Origin of the sequence: Microvirga vignae, assembly GCF_001017175.1 — a bacterium.
GTDB classification, from domain to species: domain Bacteria; phylum Pseudomonadota; class Alphaproteobacteria; order Rhizobiales; family Beijerinckiaceae; genus Microvirga; species Microvirga vignae.
In genome coordinates this window covers 1-19,060 of the sequence record NZ_LCYG01000077.1, presented here as the reverse complement: position 1 = coordinate 19,060, position 19,060 = coordinate 1, and the positions used below count along the sequence as shown (strand labels likewise).

Genomic DNA, 19,060 nt, shown 5'->3' with positions numbered 1-19,060 from the left:
TCATCGACCTTCGCGGATCTCGTGCGCGGCGGCGAGCCCTGCCAAGCGCCCAAGCGCCAGAGCGGAGAGGAGACCATTGCCAGATGCGTATCCGAGCGCTCCTTCCCGTCCGCTGATCCCAGCCGCCGCGCCACCGCCGGCGAACAGATTGCCAATCGCCGATCCGTCCGGCCTGAGCACTCGCCCGTCGGCATCGATCCGTAGGCCGCCCTGGGTGTGAAACAATCCCGGCACAACACGGCAGGCATAGAGCGGCGCGCGCAAGGGACCGGTGCCGAAATCCTTACGGCCGAACCGATCCGCCGTCGCGCCCGACGCCGCGGCGTTGTAGGCTTCCAGCTCCGATGCCAATGCACTTGGATCAAGGCCGTAGGCCTGTGCGATCTCCTCGGGTGTATCGGCTTTCTTCAGTCCGCCATACTTCGCAAGCTCGAGAAATTCCTCTTCGCCCGCTGCGATGTCGAAGATCTTCTGGTCGAATATCGCGTAGGCGTATTCGCCCTGCTCGAGCACGACGCGGGCAAAGCCGGAATAGCCGAGGCTCTCATCCCCGAAGCGGCGGGCATCCGCGCCGACAAGGAAGCCGCCCTTCTCGATAGTCGTCCAGGACAGGAGACTGCCATGGGGGTGAGCAACCGCCGCATAGCCCTGGTAGGCGGCCATGTTCGCCAAGTCGGCTCCGAGCTTCTCACCCCAGATTACCGCCTCGCCTGTCGAACCAAGTGCGCCAAAATACTGCGCGCCGGCGATTTCAGGGCAGAAGCGCTTCACGAGATCCGCGTTCGCGGCAAAGCCGTTCAGGGCGAGAATGGTCTTCTTCGCACGGATCTCGCTCACGCTGTCGCCAGTGTCGATGACCGCGCCCTTGACGACGTCGTCCTCGACAATGAGCTCGCGGGCGCTGTTCCCGACCGCAATCGGTACGCCACGCTGCTCGACCGCCGAGACGAGATCGTCGACAAGGTCTTGGCCGCGACGGGAGACGGGCGCATGCAGGCGCGGCACGGAATGGCCGATATGCTTGTAAGCCGTCACCAGCGTAATCCGCGCGCCCACTGTATCGACGAGCCATTCAACAGTCTCGGCCGAAACAGAGGCGAGCCGCCTCACCAGATCAAGGTCATCAGTTTCTTTGGCGATGGCCATCAAGTCGCGAACATAGGTTTCCGGATCATCGACAATGCCGGCTTCCCGCTGGAAGCGGCTGTTCGCCGCCGGCACAGAGCCAGTGGACAGGGAGGAGTTCCCTCCCGGCCGATCGAGTTTCTCGATGATCGCCGCCGAGGCTCCGGCGTCGTGAGCCGCGATCGCGGCCGCAAGACCACACGCGCCAGCGCCGATGATCAGGACATCGACATCCTCGTTCATGAAGCGTCTCCTCGAAGCATCTCTGCCGCAGAGGCGCGCCACGGACGGCGCAGTGCATCGGGCTCGCAGGCGACGATCGCCGCGAGCGTTTCTGCCATTCTGGGAAACGTATCGCCGGTCGTCTCAGACAGCTTTTCGAACAGCGTCGCCTGATCGAAGGGCTGATCGGCTCCGCCTCGCGCACTATCGCAGGCTGCCGTCCAGGTCTCGCCGTCGGAGAAGCGCCAAGAGATTCTCGCCGGACGATCCTTGGGCCAAGCCCCGATCTCGGGATGAGGCACAAGCCTGACACGCTGGCGCAAGGCGGCAATATCGGGATCCGAAAGTGTTGCGTCAGAGAACGCTTTCTGTCCTCCGGTTCCAACAACTGCCGATGCTGCGACCGCATGCGGCATCGAGAACTTCGCGGCGAGCGTCGTCCGTGGCTCGACGGTCGCGAGGGTCAAGCCGTGCGGATGAGTTTCGACGACGATCTCGAGAATGTCCGCGCTCCTGCGCCCGGATGCAGCGAGCTGGGCATGAAGGTCGAGCGTCGCCTCGATTGCGGAATGAGCATATTGGCAGCAGGCGAAGATCTTATGGTAGCCGCCCGCAACTCCCCAATGCTCGCCGAGCCTTTCCGTCAAGGCTTCAGGCACCCAGCCAGTGCCGAAGGTGCCGACAAACACGTCGTAAGCGGTCTCCGCCATCCCTCCGATGCCTGCCTCAGCCCAATCGACAGAGCGCAGACCGACCCAGCTTCCGGCTGACGTCCATGCATTGCGCACGAGCGCGCCTTCGATTGCATGATTGTAGGGGCCGGCGAAGGACATGCCCGCGGCGCCGCTTACGGCCGCAAGCAGGGTTGCGGCATCGGTCTTGCGGACCAAAGCCACGCCTGCGGCGGCACCGATCGCGGCGAAGGCTGCGTGCGGGTGAACGGTGAGCGTGGCGACGGGAAAGGCCCGCGCGATGCGGGTCGTGATCTCATAGGCAACGGCAAGGGAGGCCAGAACGCTCTCCACCGACGCGCTGCAGGCTTCGGCTTCCGCTAGAAGCGCGGGCAGCGCATAAGCGCCGGCGTGGCAGGGCACGCCTCGGAATCCCTCGTCCAACTCGCACCAGGTCGCGGCCATCCCGTTTGCCGCGGCAGCCGAATAGCGGTCGAGCCGCGATGCGCCCTTTGCAAACACCGTCGCCTCCGGGACTCTCGACGTTCGGGCCAATCCGGTCTGGACAGCGACGACCTGTGGCTCGGCCGCTCCGGCGACCATGGCGCCGAGATCATCCGCGAGGATAAGCGCCGCGCGGCGGCGGACTGGCTCCGGCAAGGGCGCCCTGACGGCCTCGGCAGCCCATGAGACCAGAGTGGAAAAGGCAACAGCCGAGCGCTGCCGTCTGGATTGATCGACTTGGTCGATATGGGGCTTCATCATAACCATCCTCAACGATCAGATCTTCTGGCGGCCCCCTACGCTCCGCCGAAATACCGCTCGTGTCGAAATGTCATTCGATGGCGTGCAGAGTCGCAAGGGCCTTCTCGGTGGGCATCACGTCCGCATATTTCGACGCCATGTCGAAGAGATTGACTGCGTGCGATGTCGCTGAACGATCGTAGACAGCATCCTCCGGGACCAGGACACGGAAATTGTACGCGAACGCATCGACAACGCTGCTGCGAACGCAGCCGCTTGTCGAACATCCGGTTACGACGAGGCTGTCGGCACCGAGATTGATGAGATAGCTCACGAGCGGCGTTCCGAAGAATGCGCTCGGATGCTTCTTCGGGAGGAGAATATCCTTATCCGAAGGCGCAATTTCAGCGACGAACTCGTATCCTTTGGAAGCAACATTCATGATCGCGGGCACCTTGTCGGACAGGCGACCGTAATCGAAGGACTCCTTGGGAGCGACGTGCGGATAGAGGACGGGCCACTGGCGCTCGCGAAACACATCAAGCACGCGCCTGATGTTGCCAACGGCTTTCCATGCCACTTCGCCGCACGAGGTAGGGAACTCCTCTATCGCTTCCCAGAACGGCTTTGGAGTCGTGCCGACCGTGCGATATTGGACATCGATGATGAGCAACGCCGGGCGCTTGCCGATGCCCGTCGCACGCCCGAATCCGGCCGCGTTGTAGGCGCGCTGCTCTTCTTCCGAGATGATTCCGTCCCAGGGTTTGGTCATGACAGGCTCCTCAAGCTTCTGCGCGATAGCGCGCCTCATGCGCATCCCATTGATCCTTGGCGACTGCGCGCTGGCGCTCCTCAAACGAGGCGAGAAGGTTTCCGACCGTGCCGAGCGAGCCTTCGTTCTTCAAGGCGCCGAGCACTTCATACGAGGCCTTGAGTGCTACCTGCAGGGCAGCATTGGCATAGAGCACAATCGAGAAGCCCATCTCGGCCAGCCTCTCGCGCCCAGGATCCGGCGTCTTTCCGCCATACACGATGTTGGCCACCTGCGGCATCGACAGCTCGCGGGGAATGCGAGCCAGCTCGTCGAGGCTCGTGGGTGCCTCGACAAAGGTGACATCCGCCCCAGCCTCGATATAGGCCCTCGCGCGGTCCATAGCCCGATCGAAGCCTTCGATGGCCCTGGCGTCGGTGCGGGCGATGATCTGAAGATCCTGATCCCGCCGGCTGTCGACGGCAGCTTTGATTTTCTGAACCATGTCGCCGACCGGGATAACTTCCTTGCCGCTGAAATGCCCGCATTTCTTCGGGAAGACCTGATCCTCGATCTGAATGCCGGACGCCCCTGCCCGCTCGAATGTCCGGATGGTTCGCACCATGTTGACGGCGTTTCCGAAACCGGTATCGGCATCGACGATGAGCGGCAGGGACACCGCGTCAGCAATCGTTGCGACAACCTCTGCCACTTCTGTCATTGTGGTCAAACCGATGTCGGGAGCGCCAAGGTGCATGTTTGCGACGCCTGCACCTGTCACGTAGACGGCCTCGAAACCGAGATCCTCAATAACCCGGGCGAACATTGCATTGGCAGCGCCAGGTATTGTAACGGCGGCACGCCGGTCCAGAATGCTTTTAAGCTTTTGTGTTGAATGCATAAACCATCCCGCCTCTAGCAGAACGAATAGCGACTGCCGGCGACCGACGGCTGCCGACCTAAATTCACCTTAGCGAGTTCATGTAAACTGTCAACAGTCTGTAGCGGCTCGCCCGAGCAGTTGTTGGATCGGTCTCTGGTGTCCGCCGTAATCGCTCAGGAGACAGATCGGCCGAGTTGAAGGCGGAAGAGGTCATGGTTCATCGTAGCATCTGAGGGAATGAAGATGAGACAGAACCAAGGCTGGCCAAGGAGTCGGGCGAGACGGTAGTGAAGGAGATCCGCCGCGCCCGCGCTAAGCACTACTCCGCCGACGGGAAGATCCGGATCGTGCTGGAGAACCTGCGCGGTGAGGACAGCGTCGCCGCGCTCTGCCGGCGCGAGGGCATGCTACCCAATGTGTGCTACCGCTGGTCCAAGGAGGCTCCTGGAGCCGACAAATGGCGCCTAGCGGATGACACCACTCGGGAGACCATCTCAGACGAGTTCGAGAGGCTGCGCCGGGAACCCACCCTGAAGGAGGTCGTGGCTGATCCGCCCCTGGAGAACCGCCTGCTCCGAAAGCATGTGCGAGGATGGGGAGGACTGCGCATGAGGTACCTGGCTTGCGAGAAGATCGAGATCATCCGCTTGGTCGAGCAGTACCATCTCCATGTTTCGTGTCGACAGTTGACCATGTTACTGCTGCGTGTCAACGTCCATCTGGGTTCTCACACTCGGAGGTTCGCCTTGCGTCTGCCCCACCACAATCGCTACCCGTTCTCTCCCATCCACAAGCGCCCGGTATACGAGTGGCCGAACGGCACACGACTGGCAGTGACGTTCTGCAACAACATCGAGGTTTTCGCCTACCGCGCTGGGCTCGGTTCCGACAGCGCCGCAGGAACGGCTCCGCAGAACCAGCGTAACTTCGCCTGGCGGGAATACGGCAATCGCGTTGGCTTGTGGTCCTATCTGGATCTGCTCGATGATTATGGGGTGCCGGGCTCGCATAATGTGAACTCGCTCGCGCTTGAGCTAAGTCCGGACATTGTGGAACGGATCAACGCCCGTGCCGGTGACGAGTACATCGCCCATGGCCGGACCAATGCCGAGCGGCAGGACGTGCTGTGGGAGGTCGACGAAGAGCGAATGATCGCCGAGTGCACGCAGTCCATCACGCGTATCACTGGACGAAAGCCGGAGGGCTGGATGGGTCCCTATCTGGCACAGTCGGACCGAACCCTCGATCTATTGAAGGAGGCAGGCTATTCCTACCAGTTGGACTGGCCTGCCGATGACCAGCCTTTCTGGATGAAGACACGGTCTGGTCCGATCCTGTCCGTGCCGTACCCGCTCGAGATCAATGACTCCCCAGCCTTAGTGTTTCGACAGCACAGCGGACGTGAATTCTCGGATATGGCGATCGATCAATTCGATGAGATGCTGGAGCGCTCCAAGCGCTATCCATTGGTCTTCGGCATCTCGGTTCATCCGTTCATCATTGGCCAACCATTCCGGATGCGCGCTTTTCGTTGGGCGATGGACCACATCCTGAAGCACCGCGATCAGATCTGGATCACTACCCCGGGCGAGATCGCTAAATTCGCAGCCCAGCTTCCATCCAACGTGCTTCCCCGGCCCGACTGACGGCCCGCGGGCCGTCTTCGCGGTGGCGCTCCTGGTCCGTTCCGCAACGGCCAGGTGGCCGGTCAAATTCCAAGATAAGCTCTCTGCACCCGGGGATCCTCGGCGATTTCTGCCGCTGGGCCCGTCATCGTCACACGACCGAGCTCAACGATCACTGCTTGATCGGCAATGGAGAGCGCCCAAGCGGCATTTTGCTCTGCAAGTATGATCGAGAGCTGCTCAGCCCTTTGGATCTCCTGCAGGACATCTCCAATGCGCTCCACGATAACGGGCGCAAGGCCAAGAGATGGCTCGTCCAACAGGAAGACTGATGGACGAGCCATCAAAGCCCGACCAATGGCAAGCATTTGCTGTTCGCCGCCGGAGAGGCTTCCAGCTCTTTGAGACGCTCGTTCTTTGAGCCGCGGAAAATAGCCAAAGACCCGCTGGAGATCCGCTTCGAACTCGCCGCCCTTTCGACTGTACGCACCAACCTTGAGATTCTCCAAAACGGACATCCCACCGAAGACGCGGCGCCCTTCCGGCGAATAGCCGATCCCGGCACGCACGATCTCGAAAGCAGGCATTTGCTTTATGCTTTTTCCCGCAAGCAGGATGTCTCCGACGGGATACTTCGCCAGACCCATAATCGCTTTCAACGTGCTGCTCTTGCCGGCGCCGTTCGAGCCCACGAGCGCAACGGTCTGCGCGCTCTCAAGGCGGAGAGACAACTCCTGGGTACCTACGATATTTCCGTATCGGACGCCGACGTTGCGCAACTCAAGCTTTGACATACCGGCGCCCCAAATAAGCCTCGATAACATTTGGATCGCTGAGAACGTCCTGCGGCAACCCGTGAGCAAGCTCCTGGCCATGATGAAGAACGAGAATCCGATCACACAGACCGGCCATAAACCGCATGTTGTGGTCTATGACGACCACGGAGATGCCCTCTGCTCTGATCTTTCTGATCGTGTCGCGGACATTGTCAGCCTCCGCCGCGCTCAATCCCGCCACTGGCTCATCCAGCATCAATAGCTTCGGCCATGCCATGAGCGAGATCGCCATCCCGAGCGTCTTCTGCGCACCGTAGGGCAAATCCGCAGCACGTACATTCCGCACCCGATGGAGATCTAGCCACTCCAGAACTTCAGCCACACGTGAGTCCGAGGCCTGCCGCATCTCGCCAGCCTTTGACGTCGAGAAGAACGAGTGAAAGAATCCTGGGTATCGCGCGAGATAGCTCCCGCGGCGGCAATTCTCCTCCACGGTGCAGTTACCGAAGACCGTCGTTGATTGGAAGGTGCGGGCGAGGCCATACTGCACCAGCTTGTGCGGAGGCTGACCTGTCACGTCGGTCCCCTGGAAGCGGACCTTGCCACTCGTAGGTTTCGTGACCCCGCTGACCAGGTTTACGGCGGTGCTCTTGCCGGCCCCGTTCGGCCCAATGATGCCGAAAATCTCTCCGGAAGAGACCGTGAAACTAAGATCGTTGACGGCCCTCAGCCCACCGAAGAAGCGGGAAAGTTTATGCACCTCAAGAAGCGGGCTCACTGCTCCCCCCTGCGATCGTGTGGAATCATGCGCCTAGCAACCCAGTCCTTCACGCCCACGACGCCTGCCGGTAAAAATGCCATGACGAGGATCAGGATCACGCCAAACATAATGTGCTGGAGTTGGACGTAGCCGCGCAGGAACTCAGGTACGAGCACAAGGAAGATGGCACCGAGCAAGGGCCCAACTAAGGTTTGCATGCCACCGATGACGTTCATGATCACGAGATTCAAAGACTCCAACGGTCCGAAATTCGGCGGGCTGATATAGCGCGCGTAGTGGGCAATCAACGCACCGGCGAAGCCAGCAAAGCCGCATGCTATGACGAAAATCATCACCTTGGTGCGGATGACCGGAACGCCGACGCACTCGGTGAGTTGCTCGGACTCGCGAATGGCATTCACAAAACGGCCGGTTTCTGAACTGAGGATGCGGCCACAAACGGCGACGCAAGCGGTCGCGGCGAGAAGAGCAAGGGCATAGAAGTACTTGGGCTCGGCGAAAACCGGAGCGGGCGCGGGGATTCCCGACAGTCCATTGGCTCCGCCGGTGATGCTCTGCCAGTCGACAAAGACCATTCGCAGGATTTCCCCGAACAGAAATGTGATTAGCACGAAGTATTTGCCTGTGAGCCTCAAAATGACCGGACCGATCATAAGACCTAGGCCCGCCGCCGCGAGCGTGCCTGCGACCAGACCACCCACAAACGGAAACCCCAGCTTCATCACCACGTTTGCGGACACGTAAGCTCCGACACCGATGAAGGCTGCATGGCACAATGAGACATGGCCAGTTCGAATGATGAGATGCAGACTGCTCGCGCCGATTGCTGCAAAACACACCAAGATGGCGATATGGTAGAAAAATCGCTCGTCGAGCAAGTAGGGCATGATTGCAAGGGCAGCGACGATGGCTATCCCACCTCCTATGAGGGCGGAGGACGTAGAGCGCCCCAGGCGAACTTTCGAGATTACGGGGACTGTTTCGGCGGTCGAGTTCATGTCGGATCCTGCGAATGGTTAGATGAACAATGCTACTCTGGCTTGCCCAGCAATCCCCACGGCCGAAAAATCAGAAGCAGAATGACGGCTCCGAAAGACGCGTATGACGCAACGGACCCGCCATAGAACGTGCCCAGGAAGCTCTCTGTAAAGCCCAATATCAGCCCTCCGAGCGCCGCACCCGGGATGCTGCCCATTCCTCCCAGAATGACCACGATGAATGCAACGAAGAGTGGGCGCTCCCCCATGAATGGCGACACAGCATAGACTTGCCCGTAGAGCGCTCCTGCAAGCGCGGCGAGCAGGATCGCCACAAAAAAGGCAACCCGGTAGATCTTGCGGGTATCGATCCCCTGGGTACCGGCGATCTCCACGTCTTGTGCAGCCGCCCGCATAGCCAAGCCGATACGGGTATGAACCATGAGGAAATAAAAAGCGCCGAGCGCGAGCGCTGAGACGCCGATAGTCACCAACCGGTCGATTGGAAGGATCACGCCGGCAAACCTCAGAATCCCGTCGAATGCGGCAGGGATATTGCGTTCAAACGCATCCCAGGTCAGCAGGGCCGAGTAGATCATCACGATGCTTAGCCCGAGCAGGCCGATCATGCTCTGAAACATCTTCTGGTAAAACCAGCGAAAAACGAGCCACTCCAGGAAGAGAGCTGGAATTGCTACAGCTAGCGGGGCAAGCAGAATGGCGGCCACCCATGGAAGACTGAACACCGCGTATAAATAGTACATCGCAAAGCCGCCCAGCATCGCGAATTCGCCGTGGGCAAAGTTTACAACGCGCATGATCCCGAAAAGCAGGGTGAATCCAAGGGCAACAAGGATGTAGATGGAGCTCAAACTCATCCCGTTTACGACAATCTGCCCCAGAATGGTTGGATTGGTCAGCATCGACAGCAAGGGCTGGTCTCCAAATGCAAGGACGCAACTGGCACAGCGCTTTCTCGCGCTGTGCCGCCTCGACAGGCAAGGATCAGTCGACGGAGAGAACGGCCCGGGTCACCGGCTTCCCGTTCTTCACCTCTACAACGTAGAACGGCAGAGCAAGTTGGTGATCGACCCCGTAGATCGCCTTTCCGGTCCAGCGCACGGGACCGTAGACCCCGGCATCGTATCCCGCCAACTTTTCAACTGCATCGCGAATCTTGGTGGTATCGTCGACAGTGTCCGCGCGACGTATCGCCTCGATAAGAATCTTGGTCGCGTTGTAGAACGCTGGCGTCTGGGAGTTGATGATACCCTTTCCATACTTGGCCGCGTATGCTTTCACGAAGGGCTGTGCCGAAGGTGCATCGAAATCGAACATTTCGTAGGAGATGAAGCCTTCAGAATGCTGGCCGGCCACCTCAATGATTTCGGGAACGGACGGCCCCCCCATTTGGTAAACGAGCTTGTCATATCCAATCTGGCGCGCCTGCTTGACCATCAGCCCCGCTTCTCCCGGGGCGTTGAAATTGATATCGAATCCGTCGATCCCCGCAGCCATGAGGCGCGTGATGAGAGGCGAAAACTCCTTCGAGCCGCGCTCATAATAATCCACCACGGTTTGAATGCCGTTGTCTTGGTAGAGCTTCACCAATGGCGGAGCGACGGACTGCCCGATCGCGTCGTTCGGCACGAGAATACCGACCTTGGTGACTTTCAGGTTCTCCTTGACCCATTTCATCATGCTGGGCGCATATTCCAGGTTCGTAAGAGTAAACCGGAAATTATAGGAAGCCTTGTGCTCATTATCGAGAATTTTCGGCGTATAGCCGTTTGACATTAGCAAAACTTTTTGAGGGGTTGTGACCTCCATGGCGCTGAGCACAGGATTGGAGCCTATCGGACCAACGATATATTTGACTTTATCTTGGAATACGAGCCGCTCAGCTGCAGTTTTGCCTCCTTGGCCAGTGTATTGATCGTCATACATCAGGAGTTCAAGGTTATAGTTCTTGCCGCCGACGCTCAATCCACCAGCCTGATTCACCTCGTCGATTGCGAGCTCGGCGCCCCGCTTGATGGCGAGACCCCACGCAGTGCCCCCGCCGGACAGGCTTCCGATCGCTCCAATCCTGAGCGTTTCAGCCGCGAGAGCAGTGCTGGAAACAGTCGCGATCGCGGCGGCTGCTGCTATTCCAGCTAAGGCGTTTCGCCTCGAGATCTTGATCATGTTATCCCTCTTCTGTTGTTTTCTAAGTGAATACTGCCAACCTTGGGCAGGCCGCTCACGTCTTGGGCAGAACTACAAGTCAAGATAGAAACTCAAAAAAAAGCTAGCGTCAACTGTCGACAGTATAGCAGCAAAAGGGGTATACTCCTCCGCCGGACAAGCGAGAGTTCACTGATGAACGCTACGATTGTGCCCATCGGGCCCCCTACTACTCCGCCGAGCGGCACCACTGATGCCGAGGCGGTTCTGTCATGGATCGCAAAGCGCTATTCCTGTCGAGAGTTCGACGGCTCGACTATCGACCCGGAGATTGTCGATGCGATAATCGAGAGTGGCCTTCAGGCACCTTCATCCTGCAATCAGCAGAATTGGCATTTCGTGGCGGTCAGCGATACCGCTATGAAGAAGCGCGCAAGGGAGATTTCCGGCGGCAACCACCACTTCGAATTCTGCTCGGTCCTCATTTACCTCTGCTTCCAGAAGGGCTGGACACACGACAAATTCTCTGTCGTACAGAGTGTTGCTGCCGCTTGTTACCAGATGATGATCAGCGCCCATCTGCGGGGCTACGCCAGCATCTGGAACGCTGGTATCGGCGACACGAAAGCGATAGCCAAGATGTTGGGAATACCGCCAACATTTGAAATCCAGGGCGCCCTGTGTATCGGGCTTCCCAAGCCAAACGCTCCCGCCGTTAAGGCTCCGCGCCGCCCGAGAGGTGAAGTTTGGTCCTGGAACAAATTCCAAAGACCGCACTACGCGATCTACCCGGCCAAACCAGCTCAGGAATATCCATTCTTCCGGATTACCAACAGCAAGAACCCATTCGCTGAATGGCGGCCCCGCATCTGGGGCTGGGATCGCGTGGCCGACTTCCGCGGGTACTCAGTCTGGGCAAAGTCCCCAATTGCGGGAGTCTACCGATCCCGCCGGCAGGGGGATGCGACTTCCGTTGAGGTTGGGCTCTTGAGTGATGTCCCGCCCGGCTCGCGCGTACTGGACGTCATGCCATGGGGCGGAACCCACACGACTGAACTGATCCGCAAGCTTGGTCCAGAGGTGGAAGTGGATGTCGCCGAGCTCGCGCAGGCAAATCTGAGCTTCATTCAGGAGCGTCTGCGACAGGAGGGGATCTCCCGTCCGGTCGGCGAGGTGACCATAAAGGATGGTCATATCCCGCTGGCATCGGACAGCACTGACGTTGTCACCATGTTCCAGGTGCTTGAGCACGCACCTGAGCCTGAGAAGCTCCTGGATGAGGTCCACCGTATTCTCAAGCCAGGAGGAACAGCGCTGATTTCCGTTCGTAACCTTCTTTCTCTCTACGGCTGGAGGTACTTGCGCACGGAGTCCAAAGCATCTGTCCCCAACCAGGGTCCGTTTGTTCCGATGACTGCCGGAAAGGTCCACGCGATGGTCACCCGTCGGTTCAGAATCGAGCGCGAGATCGGTATCTCATTGCGGGCGGAGGCCGACGCGGCGGTTTATGAAGGGCGCCTCACCCGTCGGATGTGCCGTCTCTTTGCCCTGCGTTTGGTAAAGCCATGACCATGGTTAGGAACCCGTCCCCTGCTCCAACGGGCGGCGATCGCGTGATCTACTCGCCCATCATCGCGCGCCCACATTTTGAATGGCCAGGAAACGCTCGAATAGCACTTTGGGTGGTGCCCAACATCGAGCACTATGAATATCTGCCGGACAAAGGCGTCCGAGATCCGTGGCCACGCACTCCGCATCCGGACGTGCTCGGTTATGGATTGCGGGATTACGGAAATCGCGTTGGGCTGTGGCGGATGTTCGACGTCATGGATCAATATGGCATCCGTTGTACAGCGTCCCTCAGCCTGGCCGTGTTCGACCATTACCCTGAGATTCTCGAGGCATGTGAGAAGCGGCGATGGGACGTGCTCGCCCATGGAATGTACAATACGAGATACCACTGGGATCTTGAGGAGGCTGCAGAGCGACGAGAGATCGAAGCCTGTGTTGCGGCCTATCGCCGGCACACCGGCAGACAACTGGCAGGCTGGTTCTCCCCGGCCGCAACGTTCACGATGAACACACCTGACCTCGTCGCAGAGGCAGGCATCAAGTACTACTGCGACTGGTTTCACGATGATCAGCCATTCCCGATCAAGGTGCGCTCGGGCAAGCTAATTACGATACCATACCAGATGGACATCAATGATGCGATGACATGGCGCCACCATATCGAGGCGGAGGATTTCGCTCGAATGGCCACGGACCACTTCGATTGCCTTTACCGTGAAGCAGAGGCTCACCCTCTGGTCATGTGCATTGCGCTTCACCCTTATCTGATGGGCCAGCCGCACAGGATCAAATACCTTGACCGGGCGCTCAACCATATTCTCTCGCATGAGAAGGTCTGGGTAGCGACAGGTGAGGAGATCGCCGACTGGTATATCGCGAATGCCCTTCCTTCCATCGAAGCTCATTTATCGGCGGACGCCCCATGACCGAACCCAAGCCGGGAATGGATCATCAGCTCTATCCGTTCTCACCGATCATCGATCGGCCGCCGCTGATTTGGCCGGGCAATGCGCGTTTGGCCGCAACCGTATTTCTGTATCTGGAGCACTGGGATCTTCTGCCCGAACCGGGCGCCATACGTGATCCACGGTTCCGCGATCATTACGGAGACTTTCGGCCAGACTATCGCACCTATACGTTACGGGAGTACGGCAACAGAATCGGTATCTTCCGGCTCCTCGAAGCGTTGGACAGGCTGCCGTTGAAAGTCACAGTAGCCGCCAATGTCTCTGCTCTTGACCGGTATCCGTACCTAATTGAGCAGTTGCTGGGCAGAGGCTATGAATTCGCTGCGCACGGGCATGACGCGACGCGAATGCTGACAAGCCGGCTAAACGAGGATGAGGAGCGCTCGTTTATTCAAACGTCGATCAACGCCATAACCAGTGTCACCGGTACGAGGCCTGAAGGGTGGATTAGTCAGGATTACTCCGAGTCCACCCGCACCCCAGCGCTGCTTGCCGAAGCGGGCCTGACCTATCTGGCTGATTGGCCCAATGACGATCAGCCGTACCTGATGAACGTCGGTCCTGGTAACGTCGGGCCCGAGATCGTGTCCATCCCCAACCAAGCAGAGTGGGACGACATCCAGTTGATGTGGCATCGCCGCGTCCTGTCGCCACGGTTTCCGAAGATTATCGACGACGTCCTCGAAACCCTTTCCGACGATGCTGCAAAATCCGGATCGGGCAGGTTCTTCGGTCTCCATCTGCATCCTTGGTTGTCCGGAATGCCGCATCGTGTCGCTTACGTAGTAGAGGCGATGGAAAGGATCGCACAGACTCGAAACGTGTGGTTCGCGAATGCCGCTGAGGTCGCGAAGCACGCCGAGGGACAATTGCAGGACGCACAGAATACGAAGAATGGGAGATGCATTCCTTGACTGAGTTTAGAATGATATCAACCAGTGGTCTTCTGGGTTACGGGTTTCCCGAGGCGTCCCTGAAGGCCGGTCTTCAGCGCGATCCTCACCTCATTGGTGTCGACGGCGGGAGCACGGATCCGGGGCCCTATTATCTCGGCTCCGGCAAGACTCTGAACTCGCGCTTCGCGATGAAGCGAGACATTGCGCTAATGCTTCGCGGCGCGCTCGCTCACCGGATCCCCCTTGTCATCGGCAGTTGTGGTGGCGCGGGTGGAGCTCCTCACCTCGCGACGGTGGTGGAGATCGTGCGGGAGCTCGCGCGGGAGGAAGGCCACCACTTCAAGATGGCGGTTATTCAGTCTGAACTACAGAAAGACACCGTACTGCGCTTCTTCGAAGGCGGTAACATGCGCCCGCTTCGAAACGCGCCGGACATCACGGCCGAGTCCATTGCCCGGGCGACACGCGTTGTCGGAATGATGGGGCCGGAACCCTACATGCGTGCGCTCGACAACGGCGCTCAGGTCATCTTGGGCGGTCGCACGAGCGACCCTGCGCCCTGGGCGGGAGCGGCTATCCGCGCGGGTCTTCCTCCTGCCCCATCCTGGTACGCGGGCAAGATGCTGGAATGCGGTGCCACTCCTTCGCTGCCGAAGGGCCACGACTGCCTTATCGTCACAGTGAGGGATGACTCCGTTGAGGCAGAGCCTCTAAACCCAATCCGCCGCTGCACACCGCTCTCAGTCGCGAACCACAGCCTCCATGAGAATTCGAGCCCCTGCGTGCATGTCGAACCAGGGGGCATTCTGGACACGACCGATTGTGTGTTTGAGGCTGTCAACGATCGTGCCGTCAGGATCTCCGGCATGAGTTGGCGCTCAATGCCTTACACTGTGAAACTCGAGGGCACTGAGCTGGTCGGCTTCCGCGCGATGACAATCTGCGGCACCCGTGATCCGATGCTGATCGGAAGATTTGACGAGTTTCTCGACTCGGTCCGAAAGGCAGTTGATGAGAAAGTCGGCGGCTTCGGTCTTACTCCGGACAAATACCGGTTGGTATTCCGCGTATACGGAAAGTCGGGCGTCATGGGCGAGATGGAGCCTGTGAAGTCCATCAACAGCCATGAACTGGGGATTCTCGTCGAGGCGCTCGCCGACACCCAGGAGATCGCCAATGCTGTGCTCGCATTCGCACGAGTCTCCTTGCTGCACACGGACTTTCCGGGCCGACTTTGCCGAGAAGGAAATATGGCATTTCCCTTCTCGCCCTCGGACGTCGAAATGGAGCCGCTCTATAGATTCAATATCTTCCACACAGTCACTCCGAAAGACCCGTGCGAACTGTTTCCAATCGAGTATGAGGTTATCTGATGGCTCGCATCGCCGACATCGCAACGGTCTGCAAAAGCAAGAATGCCGGGCCGTTCGAACTCACCATCGACATCGTTTTCGGGTCGCGGGAACTGTTCGAGAAAGTCGCTGCCACGGGCGTGGTGAATGCCAAGCTCTTTGCCAAGCTTTATGGCATTTCCGAAAGTGAGGTGCTGTTCACGCCCTACCCTGCTGGCAATGCCTTCAAGGCGACGATACCCCGACGCATCCCGTCAGGCGATGTTGGTGATACCGATATCTATGGTGCTCAACAGCATGCCCCGTTATTGGACGTAGACATTCCGCTTCCTGGCAACGCGTGAGGCCAGACTGGGACGCCGAGCCGGTCCAATTATCAAGGAGAACCTCAGCGCAGCGCACATGCTCTGCGTAGGCATACCCACCAAGGAGCATTGGAGACGCCCCAGCCCGTCAAATCCTTTTCGCCTTCTGCACAATTGGACCAGTCATGCAACCCAATCGTCTGACGCTCACCGAAGCAAGAGCCGCTATTGCGGAAGGATCGATTACAAGCGAGGACCTTGTTCGTGCGTGTCTTGCCCGCATCGCCGAGCGTGAGCCGGCCGTCCGTGCGTTCGCAGCCGTGAATGCCGAAGGGGCGTTGGCCGCGGCGCGGAATGCGGACAAGGCACTGTTGCTGAGTGACGGGCCGCTCGGACCCCTGCATGGTATCCCGGTTGGCATTAAGGACGTGATTGACACCGCAGATCTCCCGACCGAGCATAATTCAATTATCTATAAAGGATTCCGACCGGGACAGGATGCCGCCTGTGTTGCAACATTGAGGGCAGCAGGCGCCATTGTGCTGGGAAAGACAGAGACGATTGAGTTCGCGGCGCACGGGCGCAATGCTGTGACCCGCAATCCCCGCGACCTGTCGCGGACACCCGGCGGATCCTCCAGTGGCTCGGCGGCAGCCGTTGCGGACCAGATGATTCCAGTGGCTCTCGGGACCCAGACAGGAGGCTCTCTCATTCGCCCGGCGTCGTTCTGCGGGATTTTTGGGATGAAGCCGACGTTCGGAACCGTGAGCACCGAGGGGGCCAAGCGTTTCTCTTCCAGCCTTGACACTATTGGTTGGTACACACGCTCCTTGGAAGATCTCGCTCTGATTACGGAAGTATTCGAGGTTTCAGATGCGTCCCTTCCACCGCCACCACCGCTCCATTCCGTCAAACTCGCGTGGTGCCGGACTCCATATTGGGACCGCGCCACAGCCGGGATGCAGGCCACCTTTGAGGCGGCCGTAGCGGCATTGCGATCTGCTGGCGCCACTCTGACCGAGCTCGATCTTGGGGAAGCCTTTGCGGATGTGAACGACCTCAAAGAGCGGATCATGCGTGCGGAGGGGCGCGTCGCATTTTTGAATCTCCAGCGCACTGTGCCCCATCTACTGTCACCCGGCATTCGCGCCCGTATGGAACGGACTCAGGACAGGTTGCTGCTCTCCGCACTAGACCGTGCCGCATTGCTGCGAACGGAGTTCGACAGGGTCGCAGCGCCATTCGATGCGGTAATTACCCCGGCCGCGACGGGCATTGCTCCCGAGGGCTTGTCTTTCGCCGGAGATCCGATCTTCAATGGCATGTGGACGTTGCTGCATGTCCCTTGTATCACGCTGCCGCTCCTGGAGGAGTCGGGATTGCCCGTGGGTCTTCAACTCGTTGGCCCACGCTACAATGACGGTAAAATACTCGCCGCGGCCGCTACTGTCTGGGGCATTCTCAACTCCCCTGATCTCGATTCTCTAATTCGGCGCTGACGCAATGATCGACATCCCGCGTCACACAGATATCCTTGCAGCTTCGGCTATCACACTTGGCTGGAGCCTTGTCGTTGCCGCTGCTGGGTTCTTAACAACCATCGTTAGTAACGCGAACCTATAGTTCCATCATGAACCAAGATTTCTCTTCAGACGAAACCGTAAAGTTGATGGCACAGCTGGCCGGCCTGCAGAAAGCGCTGGAGGAATTTCCTGCCGACGTGGCGCTCGCGGTTCAAGACGCCGCCCACCTCGTGGCGCAGTTTACGGATCTAACAATGGATCCTGACGTGGAACCGTGGCCCCCGATGCGAGTGCGAGATAGCCGATGAAACAACCCTACTGGCTTTCTGCCACCGAGATGAGCGACGCCTTTCATGCACGCCATCTTTCGCCGGTCGAATTGCTGCAATCGCTGCTCCAGCGTATCGAGGCTGTCGACTCTAAGATCAATGCGTTTACATGTCTCGACGCGGAGATGGCCATGGCGCAGGCCCGTTTCGCCGAACAGGAAATGAGCCATGGCCGGTCGCGCGGCCCACTGCACGGCGTGCCAATCGCGATCAAGGATATTATCGATGTGGCTGGACTGCCAACGACCTGCCATTCGAAAATCCTGCTTGAGAACGCTCCAGCCGCTGATGCTTACGTCGTAAAAAGGTTGAGGCAGTGTGGGATGGTGATCCTAGGCAAGCTGGCGACCTGGGAATTCGCATTCGGGGGGCCATCTTTCGATCTTCCCTTTCCGCCTGCTCGCAACCCCTGGAACCTGGATCATCAGCCCGGCGGCTCCTCATCCGGATCGGGTGCAGGGCTTGCGGCGGGGCTGTTTCCCCTCGCGCTCGGCACTGATACCGGTGGCTCAGTCCGTCATCCATCGGCAGCATGCGGCGTTGTCGGGCTAAAGCCAACGTACGGATTGGTGTCTCGACAAGGGGTTTTCCCTCTGTCGTTCACGCTCGACAACGTCGGGCCAATGGCGCGCAACGTTGCTGACGTCGCAATGCTGCTCGGGTCTATAGTTGGCCACGATCCAGCCGATCCGTCCAGCGTTGCCGCTCTCGGAACGCGCTTCGATAACGATCTCGAACGTGGCGTCAACGGAATTCGAGTAGGCTTCGTGCGGAATTTTCACGAGACAGATCTGGAGGCCGATCCTGAAGTGACCGCTGCCCTTAATGACGCGGTCGGGGTATTGAGAAATCTAGGCGCCGACGTTCGCGATATACAGTTGCCGAGCCTCAAGGAGTTCGCAGCCGTAAACAGGATTATTCTTCACAGCGAGGCATGGTCCATTCATTCCACGTGGATGCAAAATCGACCAGGCGATTATGGACAGGCTGCCCGCCGAAGAATCATGGTGGGCGCCTTTATCTCTGCTGGTCACTATGTCGCTGCTCAGCGCCGCCGAAACCAGCTCATATCTGCGGTCGATGATGTATTTCGAGACGTCGACGTATTGCTGGCAGCAAATGCCCTGGATCCTGCTGCCGCATTCCCGACCCAGCCCCAAGAGGCTCCGGCGAATGTGCGGCAGGCGCGGACGCCTTTTAATGTGACGGGACACCCAGCGATTTCCGTTATGTCCGGCCTCTCGAAAAGCTCTTTACCCCTCTCAATGCAGTTGATTGGGCGTGCCTTCGATGAGGCATTATTGCTGAGAGTGGCGGCCGCTTATGAGCGTGCAACGAATTGGTCTTCACTGAAGCCAGCAATATGATTGACTCTGTGGCAAATCCTGACTGAA

At 59.0% G+C, this 19,060-nt stretch carries 17 protein-coding genes and 1 pseudogene; 9 read left to right on the top strand and 9 right to left on the bottom strand.

All coding sequences use genetic code 11. From position 1 onward, the window contains the following. The 4 genes from AA309_RS24885 to AA309_RS24870 form a co-directional block, all read right to left on the bottom strand. Positions 1–1,368: an FAD-dependent oxidoreductase gene (locus tag AA309_RS24885; protein WP_047191723.1), complete on the bottom strand. Its 1,368-nt coding sequence runs from the start codon at positions 1,366–1,368 to the stop codon at positions 1–3. Further along, complete coding sequence (locus tag AA309_RS24880) at positions 1,365–2,783, bottom strand: MmgE/PrpD family protein (RefSeq protein ID WP_052954977.1); 1,419 nt, start codon at positions 2,781–2,783, stop codon at positions 1,365–1,367. The genes AA309_RS24885 and AA309_RS24880 overlap by 4 nt, the downstream gene beginning before the upstream one ends. A gap of 70 nt (positions 2,784–2,853) precedes the next feature. Then, entirely contained in the window at positions 2,854–3,534 is a 681-nt protein-coding gene (locus AA309_RS24875) for an isochorismatase family protein (RefSeq protein WP_047191747.1), read from the bottom strand. 10 nt (positions 3,535–3,544) lie between these two features. Further along, entirely contained in the window at positions 3,545–4,414 is an 870-nt protein-coding gene (locus AA309_RS24870) for an isocitrate lyase/PEP mutase family protein (RefSeq protein ID WP_047191722.1), read from the bottom strand. A gap of 242 nt (positions 4,415–4,656) precedes the next feature. On the opposite strand from AA309_RS24870, the pseudogene AA309_RS36825 reads away from it, so the two are divergent. Beyond that, positions 4,657–5,070, top strand: a pseudogene (locus tag AA309_RS36825) (transposase); the annotation flags it as partial. Between the two features lie 18 nt (positions 5,071–5,088). Continuing rightward, on the top strand, positions 5,089–6,042 hold the full coding sequence (locus tag AA309_RS24865) for a polysaccharide deacetylase family protein (RefSeq protein ID WP_244470488.1): 954 nt from the start codon (positions 5,089–5,091) through the stop codon (positions 6,040–6,042). A 62-nt stretch (positions 6,043–6,104) separates the two neighbouring features. On the opposite strand, the gene AA309_RS24860 is transcribed toward AA309_RS24865, so the two are convergent. The 5 genes from AA309_RS24860 to AA309_RS24840 all read right to left on the bottom strand — a co-directional run bounded on the left by AA309_RS24860 (position 6,105) and on the right by AA309_RS24840 (position 10,742). After that, positions 6,105–6,815: an ABC transporter ATP-binding protein gene (locus AA309_RS24860; protein WP_047191721.1), complete on the bottom strand. Its 711-nt coding sequence runs from the start codon at positions 6,813–6,815 to the stop codon at positions 6,105–6,107. Next, positions 6,802–7,575, bottom strand: a complete 774-nt coding sequence (locus AA309_RS24855; RefSeq protein WP_047191720.1) for an ABC transporter ATP-binding protein — start codon at positions 7,573–7,575, stop codon at positions 6,802–6,804. The genes AA309_RS24860 and AA309_RS24855 overlap by 14 nt, the downstream gene beginning before the upstream one ends. Next, the gene (locus AA309_RS24850; protein ID WP_084731614.1) at positions 7,572–8,576 is read right to left on the bottom strand and encodes a branched-chain amino acid ABC transporter permease; all 1,005 of its coding nucleotides are present in this window, start codon (positions 8,574–8,576) and stop codon (positions 7,572–7,574) included. The genes AA309_RS24855 and AA309_RS24850 overlap by 4 nt, the downstream gene beginning before the upstream one ends. 32 nt (positions 8,577–8,608) lie before the next feature. Continuing rightward, complete coding sequence (locus AA309_RS24845; RefSeq protein ID WP_047191744.1) at positions 8,609–9,478, bottom strand: branched-chain amino acid ABC transporter permease; 870 nt, start codon at positions 9,476–9,478, stop codon at positions 8,609–8,611. Between the two features lie 82 nt (positions 9,479–9,560). Then, positions 9,561–10,742: an ABC transporter substrate-binding protein gene (locus AA309_RS24840; protein WP_047191719.1), complete on the bottom strand. Its 1,182-nt coding sequence runs from the start codon at positions 10,740–10,742 to the stop codon at positions 9,561–9,563. Positions 10,743–10,916: 174 nt separating this feature from the next. On the opposite strand from AA309_RS24840, the gene AA309_RS24835 reads away from it, so the two are divergent. The 7 genes from AA309_RS24835 to AA309_RS24805 all read left to right on the top strand — a co-directional run bounded on the left by AA309_RS24835 (position 10,917) and on the right by AA309_RS24805 (position 19,033). Beyond that, positions 10,917–12,290, top strand: a complete 1,374-nt coding sequence (locus AA309_RS24835; RefSeq protein ID WP_047191718.1) for a nitroreductase family protein — start codon at positions 10,917–10,919, stop codon at positions 12,288–12,290. Beyond that, positions 12,287–13,219, top strand: coding sequence for a polysaccharide deacetylase family protein (locus tag AA309_RS24830; protein WP_084731612.1), 933 nt, complete (start codon positions 12,287–12,289; stop codon positions 13,217–13,219). The genes AA309_RS24835 and AA309_RS24830 overlap by 4 nt, the downstream gene beginning before the upstream one ends. Continuing rightward, positions 13,216–14,175 carry a polysaccharide deacetylase family protein gene (locus AA309_RS24825; protein ID WP_047191716.1) on the top strand — a complete coding sequence of 320 codons (960 nt, stop codon included), beginning with the start codon at positions 13,216–13,218 and terminating at the stop codon, positions 14,173–14,175. The genes AA309_RS24830 and AA309_RS24825 overlap by 4 nt, the downstream gene beginning before the upstream one ends. 11 nt (positions 14,176–14,186) lie before the next feature. Further along, positions 14,187–15,530 carry an acyclic terpene utilization AtuA family protein gene (locus AA309_RS24820; RefSeq protein ID WP_052954973.1) on the top strand — a complete coding sequence of 448 codons (1,344 nt, stop codon included), beginning with the start codon at positions 14,187–14,189 and terminating at the stop codon, positions 15,528–15,530. Next, complete coding sequence (locus AA309_RS24815) at positions 15,530–15,853, top strand: DUF4387 domain-containing protein (RefSeq protein ID WP_047191715.1); 324 nt, start codon at positions 15,530–15,532, stop codon at positions 15,851–15,853. Before AA309_RS24820 ends, AA309_RS24815 begins: the two co-directional genes overlap by 1 nt. A gap of 146 nt (positions 15,854–15,999) precedes the next feature. Next, positions 16,000–17,313 (top strand): amidase, encoded by a 1,314-nt coding sequence (locus tag AA309_RS24810; protein ID WP_047191714.1) that lies wholly within the window; start codon positions 16,000–16,002, stop codon positions 17,311–17,313. 328 nt (positions 17,314–17,641) lie between these two features. Further along, positions 17,642–19,033, top strand: a complete 1,392-nt coding sequence (locus AA309_RS24805) for an Asp-tRNA(Asn)/Glu-tRNA(Gln) amidotransferase GatCAB subunit A (protein ID WP_047191713.1) — start codon at positions 17,642–17,644, stop codon at positions 19,031–19,033. Positions 19,034–19,060 lie beyond the last annotated feature (27 nt).